9 protein-coding genes, 2 tRNA genes and 1 pseudogene are annotated in these 14,689 nt (G+C 59.4%); 10 read left to right on the top strand and 2 right to left on the bottom strand.

The features are described from left to right. Positions 1 to 111: 111 nt before the first annotated feature. Together ACA061_RS05835 and ACA061_RS05830 are read left to right on the top strand one after the other, a co-directional pair. Positions 112 to 1,827 (top strand): proline--tRNA ligase, encoded by a 1,716-nt coding sequence (locus tag ACA061_RS05835; protein ID WP_150618056.1) that lies wholly within the window; start codon positions 112 to 114, stop codon positions 1,825 to 1,827. A 17-nt stretch (positions 1,828 to 1,844) separates the two neighbouring features. Further along, entirely contained in the window at positions 1,845 to 2,798 is a 954-nt protein-coding gene (locus tag ACA061_RS05830; protein WP_042557944.1) for a hypothetical protein, read from the top strand. 95 nt (positions 2,799 to 2,893) lie between these two features. Here the strand turns inward: ACA061_RS05830 and dinB are convergent, their stop codons facing one another. Continuing rightward, on the bottom strand, positions 2,894 to 3,955 hold the full coding sequence (dinB, locus tag ACA061_RS05825) for a DNA polymerase IV (protein WP_150594478.1): 1,062 nt from the start codon (positions 3,953 to 3,955) through the stop codon (positions 2,894 to 2,896). Between the two features lie 280 nt (positions 3,956 to 4,235). On the opposite strand from dinB, the gene ACA061_RS05820 reads away from it, so the two are divergent. The 5 genes and pseudogenes from ACA061_RS05820 to ACA061_RS05800 form a co-directional block, all read left to right on the top strand. Continuing rightward, positions 4,236 to 4,312, top strand: a tRNA-Met gene (locus tag ACA061_RS05820). 221 nt (positions 4,313 to 4,533) lie between these two features. Continuing rightward, positions 4,534 to 4,610, top strand: a tRNA-Met gene (locus tag ACA061_RS05815). 278 nt (positions 4,611 to 4,888) lie between these two features. Then, a complete protein-coding gene (gene mprF / locus ACA061_RS05810) occupies positions 4,889 to 7,528 on the top strand; it encodes a bifunctional lysylphosphatidylglycerol flippase/synthetase MprF (RefSeq protein WP_150605455.1) in 2,640 nt (879 codons plus the stop codon). Next, positions 7,528 to 8,823 carry a virulence factor family protein gene (locus ACA061_RS05805; protein ID WP_497300797.1) on the top strand — a complete coding sequence of 432 codons (1,296 nt, stop codon included), beginning with the start codon at positions 7,528 to 7,530 and terminating at the stop codon, positions 8,821 to 8,823. Before mprF ends, ACA061_RS05805 begins: the two co-directional genes overlap by 1 nt. Positions 8,824 to 9,263: 440 nt before the next feature. Then, positions 9,264 to 9,350, top strand: a pseudogene (locus ACA061_RS05800) (DUF3077 domain-containing protein); the annotation flags it as partial. A 169-nt stretch (positions 9,351 to 9,519) separates the two neighbouring features. Here ACA061_RS05800 and ACA061_RS05795 read toward each other — a convergent pair. Beyond that, the gene (locus ACA061_RS05795) at positions 9,520 to 11,361 is read right to left on the bottom strand and encodes a potassium transporter Kup (protein WP_414704747.1); all 1,842 of its coding nucleotides are present in this window, start codon (positions 11,359 to 11,361) and stop codon (positions 9,520 to 9,522) included. Positions 11,362 to 11,710: 349 nt separating this feature from the next. Between ACA061_RS05795 and rimO the strand changes: the two genes are divergently transcribed. From rimO to ACA061_RS05780, 3 genes are all read left to right on the top strand, one after another. Next, positions 11,711 to 13,048: a 30S ribosomal protein S12 methylthiotransferase RimO gene (gene rimO, locus ACA061_RS05790; protein ID WP_042557939.1), complete on the top strand. Its 1,338-nt coding sequence runs from the start codon at positions 11,711 to 11,713 to the stop codon at positions 13,046 to 13,048. 207 nt (positions 13,049 to 13,255) lie between these two features. Then, positions 13,256 to 13,729, top strand: coding sequence for a GNAT family N-acetyltransferase (locus tag ACA061_RS05785; RefSeq protein ID WP_210553847.1), 474 nt, complete (start codon positions 13,256 to 13,258; stop codon positions 13,727 to 13,729). A 188-nt stretch (positions 13,730 to 13,917) separates the two neighbouring features. Next, positions 13,918 to 14,628 (top strand): rRNA pseudouridine synthase, encoded by a 711-nt coding sequence (locus tag ACA061_RS05780; RefSeq protein ID WP_210553848.1) that lies wholly within the window; start codon positions 13,918 to 13,920, stop codon positions 14,626 to 14,628. The last annotated feature ends 61 nt before the right edge of the window (positions 14,629 to 14,689 follow it).

Below are 14,689 nucleotides of genomic sequence, written 5' to 3'. Positions count from 1 at the left end.
GGAGGAATCCCGCCGTTGAACCTCACTGCCGGCCGCACTTCTGTACGTCAGCAAAACTCGCCGGTACACTGCTCCGTCATTTCCAGTCATAGCAACCGACAACGGCCAACCATGCGCACCAGTCAATTTTTGCTCGCCACACAGAAAGAAACGCCTTCCGATGCGGTCGTCATCAGCCACCAGCTGATGCTGCGTGCCGGCATGATCCGCAAACTCGCCTCGGGCCTGTACACCTGGCTGCCCATGGGCTTGCGGGTAATGCGCAAGGTTGAAGCCATCGTTCGCGAAGAAATGAACGCCGCCGGCTCTCTGGAAGTGTTGATGCCGAGCACCCAACCGGCCGAGCTGTGGCAGGAATCGGGGCGCTGGGAAGAATACGGCCCTGAGTTGCTGCGCTTCAAAGACCGCCACGGTCGTGACTTCTGCGCGGGCCCGACCCACGAAGAAGTGATCACCGATCTGATGCGCAACGAGTTGAGCAGCTATAAGCAGCTGCCAATCAACCTGTACCAGATCCAGACCAAATTCCGTGACGAAATCCGCCCACGCTTCGGTTTGATGCGCGGCCGTGAATTCATCATGAAGGACGCGTATTCCTTCCACGCCGATCAGCCGTCGCTGCAGGTCACTTATGACCGCATGCACCAGGCGTATTGCAACATCTTCACTCGCCTGGGCCTGAAATTCCGCCCGGTTGAGGCCGACAACGGCTCGATCGGTGGCGCCGGTTCCCACGAGTTCCACGTACTGGCCGAGTCTGGCGAAGACGATATCGCTTTCAGTAACGGTTCCGACTACGCGGCGAACATCGAGAAGGCCGAGGCAGTGCCACGCGAAACTTCGCGCCCGGCTGCGAGCGAAGAGCTGCGCCTGGTCGATACGCCAGACACCAAGACCATTGCCGCGCTGGTGGAAAAATTCAATCTGCCGATTGAGAAGACCATCAAGACGCTGATCGTGCGCGCCGAAGAAGAAGGCAAGCTGATCGCTCTGGTGATTCGTGGCGACCACGAACTCAACGAGATCAAGGCTGCCCAGCAACCTGGCGTTGCCAGCCCGCTGGTCATGGCCACCGACGCCGAACTGCGTGACGCGATTGGCGCCGGCGCCGGTTCGCTCGGCCCGCTGAACCTGCCACTGCCGATCATCATCGACCGCTCGGTCGAACTGATGAGCGACTTCGGTATCGGTGCCAATATCGACGACAAGCACTACTTCGGCGTGAACTGGGAGCGCGATCTGCCGGTTCCAACCGTTGCCGACCTGCGCAACGTGGTTGCAGGCGACCCAAGCCCGGACGGCAAAGGCACCCTGGCAATCGCGCGCGGCATCGAAGTCGGGCACATCTTCCAGCTGGGCAACAAGTACAGCAAAGCGATGAAGTGCGAAGTGCTGGGCGAGAACGGCAAGCCTGTCACCCTGGAAATGGGTTGCTACGGTATTGGCGTGTCCCGCGTGGTGGCTGCGGCCATCGAGCAGAACAACGACGCCAACGGCATCATCTGGAGCGACACACTGGCACCGTTCCAGATCGCTCTGGTACCGCTGCGCTATGAAACCGAGCAGGTGCGCGAAGCCACCGACAAGCTGTACGCAGAACTGACTGCGGCCGGTTTCGAAGTGCTGCTGGATGATCGCGACAAGAAAACCAGCCCGGGCATCAAGTTCGCAGACATGGAACTGATCGGCATTCCACACCGGATCGTGGTCAGTGACCGCGGCCTCGCCGAAGGTAACCTGGAATACAAGAGCCGTACCGAGGGCGAGGCGCAAGCGCTGCCGGTGGCTGACGTATTGTCCTTCCTTCAGGCCCGTATCCGCCGCTGAAACCAGATAGAGACGTCATGTTCAAGCGAAACACCTTGGGCCTCGGAGGCACCGCCTTGTGCGGTGCCCTGCTGGTCAGCGGCTGTGCCAATCACATGTCACAACGCAGTGAGCACGAAGAGCGGGTCGAGCGAAAACTGCTCGATCACCGCCTGCAGATTGATGTCGGTGAGCCCAAGGTGCTTGAGCTGCCGCAGCGACGCGTGAAGATCAACGAGCAGAAGACTTTCGAAGTCACCGAGTTCGAAGTCACCCGCCGTTACGATCGTTACACGCCTTACCAACCCTGGCGCGAGGTCTACGAGATTCCGCTGGGTGCGGTAGCGGTGGTCGGTGGCGTCGGCGCGAACGTGGTCAACGTCTTCGCGCTCGGCAACCTGCCGGACAGCGTGACCCGGGACTGGCTCAGCTACGGTTTTGCCGGGCTCAACCCGTTCATGAACGTGCAATCCAACGGTCGTGCGCAACAGAACCTGGCCGGCATCGATGAAATCCAGCGTGACAAGCGCACGGAGTATTCGAGCCTGCCGTGGAGCGAGCGTCCCGTGCAGGTCAAGGCTGGCAAGCAGACCTTCGAGATGACCACCGACCGTAACGGCGTGTTGCGTCTGAACCTGCTCGACAGTCCGTTTGCCGAGAATGATCTCAATCATGTCGGCAAATTGCAGATCAGCGTCGAGGATGCCAAGGATGACGTGCACTCTGACTCATCCCTGATGATCAGCAGCCACCTGCGCGGAAAATTGCTGGAGGCGCACGGGCTGATCTACGACGATCTGGAAGATGACGAGGTCAGCGAGTGGGTCCATCGGGTCAAACGTCTCTCGGAACTGGGGCTGGAAGAAGAAGCCAGCGAACTGGAACAGAGCCTGATCGAGTTGACGCGTAACGATCCTGAGTTGCAGGCTGAGTTTCTCAAGTCGCTGACCAAGGATGCCGGGCGACTGGTCGCGGATCCGGGACCGAATTAAGCGTTATTAAAAGATCGCAGCCTTCGGCAGCTCCTACAGGAAAATGCATTCCAACGTAGGAGCTGCCGAAGGCTGCGATCTTTTGCTTTTACAGGTCAACGCTCAAACAATTCCATCTGCTCAAACCCGCCCCGCAAGTCCTCCAGCCTCACCCCGACCCCAAGCAACCGCACCGGTTTGCCTCCGCGATTGAACGCCTGCGTCAGCATTAACTGATAACTGCCCAGATCCCGCCCTGCCCCGGCCTGCTCCAGTGTCGTTTGGGTGAAGTCGTGAAACTTTACTTTGACGAACGGCTTGCCGGGTCGATAACTGCTATCGATACGGGCCATGCGGGTTTTCAGGGTTTCGAGCAGCTCGGGCAACTTGTCCAGGCAACTGCGCAGATCCGGCAGATCCGTGTCGTAGGTATTTTCCACGCTGATCGACTGACGACGACTGTCGTTGTGCACCAGCCTGTCATCGATCCCACGGGCCAGACTCCACATTCGTTCACCGAAACTGCCGAATTCGCGCACCAGCGCCAGCTTGTCCCATTCGCGCAGGTGTTGACAGTCGACGATGCCGAGTCGGCCCAGTTTGTCAGCGGTGACTTTGCCCACACCGTGCAGCTTGCTGACGGGCAGGCCGCTGACAAAGTCTTCGACCTGATCCGGGGTTATCACGAACAAACCGTTGGGCTTCTTCCAGTCGCTGGCAATCTTCGCCAGAAACTTGTTCGGCGCCACGCCTGCGGAGACAGTGATATGCAACTGATTGGAAACGCGGCGGCGGATGTCCTGGGCAATGCGCGTGGCACTGCCGCCGAAATGCGCGCTGTCCGACACGTCGAGGTAGGCTTCATCCAGCGATAAAGGCTCGATCAAGTCAGTGTAATCGGCAAAGATCGTGTGAATTTCCTTTGACGCTTCACGGTAAGCATCCATGCGCGGCTTGACGATGGTCAGGTCGGGGCACAGCTTTAGAGCGTGGCCGGAGGACATGGCCGAGCGCACGCCATACGCCCGCGCCTCGTAATTACAGGTGGCAATCACCCCACGCCGATCCGCCGACCCGCCCACCGCCAACGGCTTGCCGGCCAGACGCGGGTCATCGCGCATCTCGATGGCGGCGTAGAAACAGTCACAGTCGACGTGGATGATTTTTCGCTGAGTCATGTCAGAAAAGGAAACGTGGCGAACCGGATCGGCAGTATCTCACTCACAACTGTATATAGCACCAGTGGTCAGAATGTTCTTTTCCTTCTGTAGGAAAGCTCCAGTGAATTTATTTTCTCAATCAAAGAACGACCGCCAATAGAGCTGAAAGCCTTGCTCCACCTGCCCTGCGGCCTGTTCAAGCGTTCAATAAAAGCGCTAACCGATTGAACCTCAACGAATTTTATCCAGATTGAAGGTTGACACCCCAGCGATCCTCTGTAGAATGCCGACACACAGACGCGGGATGGAGCAGTCTGGTAGCTCGTCGGGCTCATAACCCGAAGGTCGTCGGTTCAAATCCGGCTCCCGCAACCAAACATCAAAAAAGGCTACTCGAAAGAGTGGCCTTTTTTGTGCGCGCTTGTTTTGCACAAAACAAGACTGTAAGCAGCGCCCTCCCCCAGACGGGAATTCGTTGCATTTCCAATGGTTACCCATCACCTGCGACCGTTTGACGCGATATCACGCTTATTTGACCCTTTTCAGGATTAGCGGTTGACACTCCGCCGTTCGCCTGTAGAATGCCGCCACACAGACGCGGGATGGAGCAGTCTGGTAGCTCGTCGGGCTCATAACCCGAAGGTCGTCGGTTCAAATCCGGCTCCCGCAACCAAACATCAAAAAAGGCTACTCGAAAGAGTGGCCTTTTTTGTATCTGTTGAAAAAGTCCTTTCGCAACAATGAGCTGTCATCGTGCAGTGAACCGTCCAGGATCATCAGACACGTCGAGTTGCGACTATGCTTGAGTCGCGGCGCAGACGCCTGCAATCCATGACTGCCCTCGCCGATCCTCGGTGAGAGGCGTAATATTTTGTGATTATTTTTTTCTACAGGGATTGGTAACTTGGCTGGATACCTCCATCCTGTCGCGCACAATCCAAGAGGTGATTGATGCGCGCCAACTCGTCTGATCCACAAGGCAATGTCACAGCGGAACACCCGATCAAACCCGAGCGTTTGCGCTTGCTGGATCGGTTAAGCAAATACCGTCAGCCCATCGGTCTGGCGGTCACTCTGCTGTTGTTTGCCATTGCGCTGATTGCCTGTCGCCACCTGCTCGCCGAACTCGATCTCGATGCCTTGCACGACTCGATTCTCGACGTGCCGAAACCTGCCCTGCTCGGCGCTTTCGGTGCGACCGTGGTCGGCTTCATTATTCTGCTGGGCTATGAATGGTCGGCCGCCCGCTACGCTGGCGTGACATTGCCACCGCGCACGCTGGCCCTCGGCGGCTTTACCGCGTTTGCGATCGGTAATGCGATCGGCCTGTCGCTGCTGTCCGGCGGTTCGGTGCGCTACCGTTTATATGCACGGCTAGGCGTGAGCGCATCGGAAGTTGCGCACATGACCTTGTTCGCCAGCCTGTCGCTGGGCTGCGCTTTGCCACCGCTGGCCGCACTCGCGACCCTCAGCGATCTGCCCGGCGCATCCCAGGCCTTGGGGTTATCTGAAGGATTGCTCGGTACTGTTGCTGGCGCCGTACTCCTGCTGGGCGCGATTCTGGCGATCGGCATCTATCGTCGGCGCCTGCCGGAACAGCCATTCGCGCACAACCTGCTGGTCAAGGCCGGCCGTCGCACTTTGCGCCTGCCGGGTCGACGCCTGACGTTCCTGCAACTGGTGATCACCGCCCTCGACGTTGCCGCTGCCGCCACCGTGCTTTATCTGTTGCTGCCGGAAGCCCCGCCGTTTGGCGCGTTTCTGCTGGTGTATCTGTTGGCCCTGGCCGCTGGTGTACTCAGCCATGTGCCGGGCGGCGTCGGGGTGTTCGAGGCGATTCTGCTGGCCGCCTTCGCCAACCAACTCGGTGCCGCGCCACTTGCTGCTGCATTGCTGCTGTACCGCCTGATCTACGTGGTGGCGCCGCTGCTGGTGGCTTGCGTATTGCTGCTGATCAACGAAGGCCAACGGCTGTTTCAGACCCAGACCATGCGCGCCGCATCCGGTCTGGCTGCTCCGATTCTGGCGGTGCTGGTATTTCTGTCCGGCGTGGTGCTGCTGTTCTCCGGCGCCACTCCAGAGATCGATACGCGCCTGGAACACATCGGTTTTCTGATCCCGCATCGACTGGTCGACGCTTCGCACTTCGGCGCCAGCCTGATCGGCGTGCTCTGTCTGTTGCTGGCCCAAGGCTTGCGACGCCGGTTGTCGGCGGCGTGGATGCTCACCACCATTCTGTTGCTGGTCGGCGCCCTGCTCTCGCTGCTCAAGGGTTTCGACTGGGAAGAAGCCTTGTTGATGACGCTGACGGCAAGTCTGCTGGCGGTGTTCCGCCGCTCGTTCTATCGCCCGAGCCGCTTGACCGAACTGCCGTTCTCGCCGCTGTATCTGGTAGCCAGCCTGTGTGTGCTGGGTGCTTCAGCGTGGTTGCTGCTGTTCGCCTATCAAGACGTGCCGTACAGCCATCAATTGTGGTGGCAGTTCACCCTCGACGCTGATGCCCCGCGTGGTCTGCGTTCTCTGCTCGGCGCTGCGGTGTTGCTGATCGTGATCGCCCTGACCTGGCTGCTGCGCACTGCGCGCCCGGTGATCCATTTGCCGACCCCCGACGAACTGGAACGCGCCTCGAAAATTCTGATGGCCTCGGCGCAACCCGATGGCGGCCTCGCGCTGACCGGTGACAAGGCGCTGCTGTTCCACCCTAACGACGAAGCGTTCCTGATGTACGCCCGCCGTGGCCGCAGCCTGGTAGCCCTGTACGACCCGATCGGTCCCGGCCAGCAACGGGCCGAGATGATCTGGCAATTCCGCGACCTCTGCGACATCCATCACGCCCGCCCTGTGTTCTATCAAGTGCGCGCAGAAAACCTGCCGTACTACATGGACATCGGCCTGACTGCGATCAAGCTTGGCGAAGAAGCGCGGGTCGACCTCATCCGCTTTGACCTCGAAGCCAAGGGCAAGGAGATGAAGGATCTGCGTTACACCTGGAACCGTGGCACCCGTGACGGCCTGTCGCTGGAGATCCATGAACCGGGTCAGGCGCCGATGGATGAGCTCAAGGTGATTTCCGATGCCTGGCTGACCGGCAAGAACGTGCGCGAGAAAGGCTTCTCCCTCGGCCGTTTCAGCGACGATTACCTGAAGCATTTCCGCATCGCGGTAATTCGCTTCGAAGGCCGCCCGGTAGCGTTCGCCAACCTGCTCGAGACCTACAGCCATGACCTGGCCAGTCTCGACCTGATGCGCGCGCACCCGGACGCGCCAAAACTGACCATGGAATTCATGATGGTCGGCCTGATTCAACACTATAAGAGTCACGGATACGCGCGCTTCAGCCTGGGCATGGTGCCGCTGTCGGGGTTGCAACCCCGGCGTGGTGCACCGCTGACCCAGCGTCTGGGCTCGATGGTTTTCCGCCGTGGTGAGCAGCTGTACAACTTCCAAGGCTTGCGCCGCTTCAAAGACAAGTTCCAGCCTGACTGGGAACCCCGTTATATGGCCGTGCCCGCCGGACTCGATCCGCTAGTGGCGCTGGCCGACACTGCTGCCCTGATCGCGGGCGGCTTGACTGGATTGGTGAAACGCTGATGATTCAACGCTCCCTGAAGTACATCCTGGCTGTACTGATCGTGCTGGCCGTGATTGCCGGCGGCGGTTTCTGGTACCTCAAACGCCCGGCACCGGAACCGACCCTCGAACAGCTGAAACCGGCCGATGGCACTGCCATCACCCGCGTCATCCCTGGCACCCAACCCAAGGCGCAGGTGCTGGTGGCCGTCACCGAAGAGCAGAAACTCAGCGACAAACAGCTGAGCACCCTGAGCCGCAGCGCCTCGGCGCAGATTGTTCAGGTGATTCTGCCCAAGGACTGCCTGCTGCAAAGCCGCGCCCTGCAAACCGGTCTGCGCGAACTGAACGGCCCAGCGACACTCGTTAGCGGCATCGGCCCAGGCGCCGTGCTGGCCTGGCGCTGGTTGTCCGAGCAAAAGGACGACAAGGCTCAGGCCATCTCTGTCGACCTCGCGCTGGAAAAACCCGGTTGTACTCACCTGCTGCCGAAAGCCGCCGCCCACGGCCACTGGCTGGTGGCATGGAACGACAACCCGGACGACGCCAGCGCGGGTTTCGTGCGCGATCAACCGAACGCTGAAACCAGCATCAGCGACTACGACATCAACCTGCCGCAAGTGCTGAACAACGAACTGCGCAAGATCCTCGTCGGTGGTGACAAGGCCAACGGTGGTCTGGCGATCCCGGTGGTTGAAGTGCCGGCCGGTCAGGCCAAGGACACCGTGACCCTGTTCCTCTCCGGCGACGGCGGCTGGCGTGACCTCGACCGCGACGTGGCGGGCGAGATGGCCAAGATCGGCTACCCAGTCGTCGGCATCGACACCCTGCGCTACTACTGGCAGCACAAAAGCCCTGAACAAAGCGCACTGGACCTGACCGAACTGATGCAGCACTACCGGCAGAAATGGGGCACCAAGCGCTTCATCCTCACCGGATACTCGTTCGGTGCTGACGTTCTGCCAGCGATCTACAACCGTCTGCCGGACACCGAACAGCAACGCGTCGACGCCATCATCCTGCTGGCCTTCGCCCGCACCGGCAGCTTCGAAATCGAAGTCGAAGGCTGGCTCGGCAACGCCGGCAAAGAAGCCGCCACCGGCCCGGAAATGGCCAAACTGCCACCGACCAAGGTTGTGTGCATCTATGGTGAAGAAGAGACGGATGAGAGTGGCTGCACGGACAAGACTGCTGTCGGCGAGGCGGTGAAACTGCCGGGTGGTCATCACTTCGATGAGAACTACCCGGCGCTGGCCAAGCGTCTGGTGGACTTGATCCAGAAGCGTCAGAGCAAGGACTCGGTCGCTGAAGAGTGATCAGAGCCACACCCACAAAAAGCCCCCGCAACTTCGCAGTTTCGGGGGCTTTTTACATCTCGGACGATGACCCCATTCCCCTGTAGGAGTGAGCCTGCTCGCGATAGCGGAGTGTCAGCCACCTATTTGCCAACTGATACACCGCTATCGCGAGCAGGCTCACTCCTACAATGGAATTGCGCTGGATTCAGAAACCTTATACATGCACTCGTAAATATCTTGACTCTCGATGAAGCCAAAAACGGCAAGTCACATTGAATCGTCAACCCCGTAAATCACCAATGGCGTGTAGTTTCGTTTACTTCCAGTCTCGCAATATCGGATGACGCCGACAGACCTTGTAGGGATCGAATGCGGCAGCTCTCGAAATCAAGGGAATTGAACATGAGTAATCAATCTGATCTTAAAACCATCGGCTTCACCCCCCTTCCTCTACAACTCTGATTGACGACGTGATACAGGCGCTGCTGCCACGACCTTCGCGCACGAAGACCGAGTCTGAAGCAGAGATGCCTGAAAGCTTGTAGAGGTTTGAAGATCAAAAGATCGCAGCCTTCGGCAACTCCTACATGGAATGCGAAACCTGTAGGAGCTGCCGAAGGCTGCGATCTTTTGATCTGGATTTGTGGATTAAGCCAGAAACAAAAAAGCCCCCGCCAGCCACTAGGCCAACGGGGGCTTTTCAATGGGACGGGATTACATCTCCACCTGCGTCCCCAACTCAATCACCCGGTTCAGCGGCAGATTGAAGAAGCGCAGATTGCCATTGGCGTTCTTCAACATGAACGCAAACAGCGCCTCGCGCCAACGCGCCATGCCTTCGAGTTTCGAGGCAATCACCGTTTCGCGGCTGAGGAAGTAAGTGGTGCGCATCGGGCTGAAGTCCAGATCATCCAGATGGCACAGCTTCAACGCCTGCGGCACGTCCGGTTCGTCGGTGAAGCCAAAGTGCAGGATGACCCGGAAGAAGCCATCACCGAAGGCATCCACCTCGAACCGCCGGGATGGTGGCACGCGCGGGATGTCTTCGTAGACCACGGTCAGCAGCACAACCTGCTCGTGCAGCACTTGGTTGTGCAGCAAGTTGTGCAACAACGCATGTGGCACGGCGTCGGAACGCGCAGTGAGGAACACCGCGGTGCCCTGCACGCGGTGCGGCGGTTGCACGCGAATGCTGCTGATGAAGATCGGCAGCGGCAGCGCGCCTTCGTCCAGACGCTCGACCAGCAGTTGCTTGCCACGCTTCCAGGTGGTCATCAGCACGAACAGCGCGATACCGGCGATCACCGGGAACGCACCGCCCTGAACGATCTTCGGCACGTTGGCGGCGAAGTACAGACCGTCCACCAGCAGGAAGCCGAGCAACACCGGCACCGCGAGGATCGGAGGCCATTTCCACAGCAGCAGCATGACTGCAGACACCAGAATGGTGGTCATCAGCATGGTACCGGTCACTGCCACGCCATAAGCCGAGGCCAGCGCGCCAGAGGACTCGAAGCCCAGCACCAGCAGCACCACGCCAACCATCAACGCCCAGTTCACCGCGCCGATGTAGATCTGGCCCTGCTCGTCACTGGAGGTGTGCTGAATGTACATGCGCGGGATGTAACCGAGCTGAATCGCCTGACGGGTCAGGGAGAACGCGCCGGAAATCACCGCTTGCGAAGCAATCACTGTGGCTAGCGTCGACAGCCCGACCAGCGGAATCAACGCCCAGCTCGGCGCCAGCAGGTAGAACGGGTTACGCGCCGCTTCCGGGTTTTCCAGCAGCAACGCACCCTGCCCGAAATAATTGAGCACCAGCGCCGGCAACACCAGAATGAACCAGGCGCGGGCAATCGGCTTGCGACCAAAGTGCCCCATATCGGCATACAGCGCTTCAGCACCGGTCAGCGCCAGCACCACGGCGCCGAGAATCGCCACACCCATGCCCGGATGAACGACGAAGAAGTTCACTGCCCACATCGGGTTCAACGCATGTAGCACTTCAGGCGAATGGCTGATGCCATAGACACCCAGGGCGGCAAGCACCACAAACCAGGTGACCATGATCGGCCCGAAGAGAATGCCGATGCGAGCCGTACCGTGCTTCTGAATCAAAAACAAAGCGACCAGGACGACCAGTGACAGCGGCACCACCCAGTGATCGATGCCATCGAACGCCAGGCCCAAACCCTCAATCGCCGACAGGACGGAAATCGCCGGGGTGATCATGCTGTCGCCGTAGAACAGCGCCGCACCGATAAGCCCGCAGACCACCAGCAGCGAACGCAGCTTCTTGCGCTCCCCCGCCGCTCGCCGTGCCAACGCGGTGAGCGCCATGATCCCGCCCTCGCCCTGGTTGTCGGCGCGCAACACGAACATCATGTATTTGATCGACACGACCCAGATCAGCGACCAGAAGATCAACGACAGAATGCCCAGCACCCCGTCGTGATTGACGGGCACACCGTAACCGCCGGAAAACACTTCTTTGAGGGTGTACAACGGGCTCGTGCCGATGTCGCCATAAACCACCCCGACCGCCGCGACCAGCATGCTCAGCGGTTTAGAGGCCGAACCCTCGGCGCCTGCCGCGTGACTACTTGCCTGACCCATCCAACAACTCCTGATTCCAGACCGGCTTCTTCGAATGAAGCACTATGCTTTGTGGTGCAGCATGCGCTGTTTTACCTGTTGTTACAGACGATTTGTTGACTGTAAAAAATTGGTAAAGCTCAACGGCGCGAAGCATAGCGCAGCACTCGTCGTATTTCCCTGCATAAAGCTGGTCAAGAGAGCTGCTCGTCGATAGAATTGCGCACTTTTTGATCAGAGGCGCGCCCTAAGCGCCCATCCGTCGATTCCCGCGTCAGGCAATCGATGTCACAAAATACCGAGGTTAGACATGTCCACCACTCCTGCGCCAGCCAATCCCAAGGTTGGCTTCGTATCCCTGGGTTGCCCGAAAGCTCTGGTCGACTCCGAACGGATCCTGACCCAGCTGCGCATGGAAGGCTATGACGTGGTGTCCACTTACCAGGACGCCGACGTCGTGGTGGTCAACACTTGCGGCTTTATCGACTCGGCCAAGGCTGAATCTCTGGAAGTGATCGGCGAAGCGATCAAGGAGAACGGCAAGGTCATCGTCACCGGCTGCATGGGCGTGGAAGAAGGCAACATCCGCAACGTGCACCCGAGCGTGCTGGCCGTGACCGGTCCGCAGCAGTACGAGCAGGTAGTCAACGCTGTGCACGACGTCGTGCCGCCGCGCAAAGACCACAACCCGCTGATCGATCTGGTGCCACCGCAAGGCATCAAACTGACCCCGCGCCACTACGCCTACCTGAAGATTTCCGAAGGCTGCAACCACAGCTGCAGTTTCTGCATCATCCCGTCGATGCGCGGCAAACTGGTCAGCCGTCCAGTAGGTGACGTGCTCGACGAAGCCCAGCGTCTGGTCAAATCCGGCGTCAAAGAGCTGCTAGTGATCTCGCAGGACACCAGCGCTTATGGTGTCGACGTGAAATACCGCACCGGCTTCTGGAACGGCGCGCCGGTGAAAACCCGCATGACCGAACTCTGCGAAGCGCTGAGCACGCTGGGCGTCTGGGTGCGTCTGCACTACGTTTACCCATACCCGCACGTCGACGAGCTGATCCCATTGATGGCCGCCGGCAAGATCCTGCCGTACCTGGACATCCCGTTCCAGCACGCCAGCCCGAAAGTGTTGAAGTCGATGAAACGCCCGGCGTTCGAAGACAAGACCCTGGCGCGGATCAAGAACTGGCGCGAAATCTGCCCGGACCTGATCATCCGTTCGACCTTCATTGTTGGCTTCCCGGGCGAAACCGAAGAAGACTTCCAGTACCTGCTGAACTGGCTGACCGAAGCCCAGCTCGATCGCGTCGGCTGCTTCCAGTACTCGCCGGTTGAAGGCGCACCGGCCAACGACCTCGATCTGGACATCGTGCCGGACGACGTCAAGCAGGATCGCTGGGATCGCTTCATGGCGCACCAACAAGCCATCAGCTCGGCGCGCCTGCAACTGCGCATTGGCCGCGAAATCGAAGTGCTGGTGGACGAAGTCGACGAGCAAGGCGCGGTTGGCCGCTGCTTCTTCGATGCCCCGGAAATCGATGGCAACGTGTTTATCGATAACGGCAGCAACCTCAAGCCGGGCGACAAGGTCTGGTGCAAAGTGACTGACGCTGACGAATACGACTTGTGGGCTGAGCAGATCTAACCCCGCACACCACTGTAGGAGCTGCCGCAGGCTGCGATCTATTGATCTTGTTTCTTAAAATCAAAAGATCGCAGCCTTCGGCAGCTCCTACAGGATTTTTTCGCCGCGTCAGAAAGCCCCGCTCTTTTCTTGAAGATGCGGGGCTTTTTTACGGCTATCGTTTACCGGGGGACGGACTCCCTTGAAACGGACAAGAGGCAAACGCGCATGCGTCACCATTCGGTCATCCACACGCCGAAACTCAGCGATTATCAGGAACTGACCCGGGTCTGGGAGGCCTCGGTCCGCGCGACCCATGATTTTCTGCCGGACAGCTATATAGAGCTGCTGCGCAATCTGGTGCTCACCCGCTACCTCGACGCGGTAATGCTTATCTGCACCAAGGACAGCCACCAGCACATCACCGGGTTCGCCGGCGTTGCAGCGGGCAAGATAGAAATGCTGTTTATTGACCCCGCGCATCGCGGTCAAGGCCTGGGCAAGCGATTATTGCGTTACGCCATGGAGCACCTGAACGCCGATGAACTGGACGTCAACGAACAGAACCCGCAGGCGCTGGGGTTTTACTTCAAGCAGGGTTTCGAAGTGATCGGACGTTCGGAGGTCGATGGCATGGGCCAGCCGTATCCGTTGCTGCATATGCGCTTGCGCCAGACCGAGCAACGCTCAGGTAACGGCTGACACAATATAGATCCTTGTGGGAGCTGGCTTGCCAGCGATGCAGACGCCGCGGTCTGGCAAATACATCGAGGTGATGCCATCGCTGGCAAGCCAACTCCCACAAGTAATGCGAACGCACCGAAATGGAACCGGGCTTAACCGGCGCCACACAGGTACAATGCCCACCCCTTTTTTGTTACGGCCCTGTCATGACTGACCCGATTCGCCTCTCCAAACGCCTCATCGAACTGGTCGGTTGCTCCCGCCGGGAGGCCGAGCTGTTCATTGAGGGCGGCTGGGTCACCGTGGACGGCGAAGTCATCGACGAGCCGCAATTCAAGGTCGAAGGCCAAAAGGTCGAGCTCGACAAAGACGCCAAGGCCACCGCGCCTGAGCCAGTCACTATTCTGCTCAACGTCCCTGCCGGCATGGATACCGACAGCGCAATGCAGCTGATCAGCGCCGAAACCCTGAGCGAAGAACACCGCTACGGCAAACGCCCGTTGCGCGGACACTTCCTGCGCCTGAGCACCAGCGCCGACCTGCAGGCCAATGCCAGCGGTCTGCTGGTATTCACCCAGGATTGGAAAATCCTGCGCAAGCTCACCGCCGACTCCGCCAAGATCGAGCAGGAATACGTGGTTGAAGTAGAGGGCGAGATGGTCGCTCACGGCCTCAACCGCCTGACCCACGGCCTCACCCACAAGGGCAAGGAGTTGCCGGCGGTCAAAGCCAGCTGGCAGAACGAAAACCGCCTGCGCTTCGCCATGAAAAACCCGCAGCCGGGGATCATCGCCCAGCTCTGCCAGGCCGTTGGCTTGAAGGTTATCAGCGTGCGCCGCATCCGCATTGGCGGTGTGTCCATCGGCAAGGTGCCAGTCGGCCAATGGCGCTACATGTCCGGCAAAGAGAAGTTCTGACGACTCTGTTTTGCCGCCCCACATTTTCGGCAGCGCCCCGCGCGATGCCCACAGCGAAAGA

It is taken from the genome of Pseudomonas sp. LBUM1668, assembly GCF_059695715.1.
The sequence above is the reverse complement of the archived record's forward strand: the minus strand, read 5'-3'. Positions and strand labels throughout refer to the sequence as shown.

Excerpts from the sequence above, each read along its gene's own strand:
- ACA061_RS05795 (WP_414704747.1), bottom strand. The coding sequence starts at position 11,361 with ATGCTGGTCGCGGCGGTCGGGGTGGTTTATGGCGACATCGGCACGAGC.
- mprF (WP_150605455.1), top strand. The coding sequence starts at position 4,889 with ATGCGCGCCAACTCGTCTGATCCACAAGGCAATGTCACAGCGGAACAC.
- rimO (WP_042557939.1), top strand. The coding sequence starts at position 11,711 with ATGTCCACCACTCCTGCGCCAGCCAATCCCAAGGTTGGCTTCGTATCC.
- ACA061_RS05835 (WP_150618056.1), top strand. The coding sequence starts at position 112 with ATGCGCACCAGTCAATTTTTGCTCGCCACACAGAAAGAAACGCCTTCC.
- ACA061_RS05785 (WP_210553847.1), top strand. The coding sequence starts at position 13,256 with ATGCGTCACCATTCGGTCATCCACACGCCGAAACTCAGCGATTATCAG.
- ACA061_RS05780 (WP_210553848.1), top strand. The coding sequence starts at position 13,918 with ATGACTGACCCGATTCGCCTCTCCAAACGCCTCATCGAACTGGTCGGT.
- ACA061_RS05830 (WP_042557944.1), top strand. The coding sequence starts at position 1,845 with ATGTTCAAGCGAAACACCTTGGGCCTCGGAGGCACCGCCTTGTGCGGT.
- ACA061_RS05805 (WP_497300797.1), top strand. The coding sequence starts at position 7,528 with ATGATTCAACGCTCCCTGAAGTACATCCTGGCTGTACTGATCGTGCTG.
- dinB (WP_150594478.1), bottom strand. The coding sequence starts at position 3,955 with ATGACTCAGCGAAAAATCATCCACGTCGACTGTGACTGTTTCTACGCC.